This is a genomic window from Exiguobacterium sp. s56 (assembly GCF_018618255.1).
GTDB lineage: Bacteria > Bacillota > Bacilli > Exiguobacteriales > Exiguobacteriaceae > Exiguobacterium > Exiguobacterium chiriqhucha.
On the sequence record NZ_JACSLR010000046.1, the window covers coordinates 1 to 478 of the forward strand.

Sequence of the window (478 nt, forward strand, 5' to 3'; positions counted from 1 at the left end):
CTCCGGGCGTCGGAAAGACGTTTTTGGCCGTGGGACTCGGAATCGAGGCGGTCAACCACGGGTTCAAGGTATACTTCGTCACGATGGGCGAACTCGTCCAACTATTAAAAAGTGAAGAGTTCTCAAGCAAGTCGAAGATCCAGTTAAAAAGGTTGCGAGATTCGGACCTGGTCATCATCGATGACCTGATGTATATGGCCATGGACCAACGAGAAGCCAATCTCTTCTTCCATCTCGTCAACCACCTTTATGAGCGCAGCTCGATCATCCTGACCTCGAACAAAAGCCCCGAACAATGGGGCGAATTGATCGGGGACCAGGGCATCACGACTGCGATACTGGACCGCTTACTCCATCGCGTCGAAATCATACATAGTGATGACGACAGTCATCGGATGAGAAACCGGAAATCATTGTTTTCGGCAGAAGTGTAAAAGGCAAACGAGCAAAAAGTGTCAAAATCAACTTGACGTCTACA

At 49.2% G+C, this 478-nt stretch carries 1 protein-coding gene; it reads left to right on the top strand.

Translation table 11 applies throughout. From position 1 onward, the window contains the following. A partial coding sequence (locus tag KNP71_RS15770) for an ATP-binding protein (RefSeq protein WP_214831057.1) occupies positions 1 to 434 on the top strand: 434 nt, incomplete at its 5' end. Between the last annotated feature and the right edge of the window lie 44 nt (positions 435 to 478).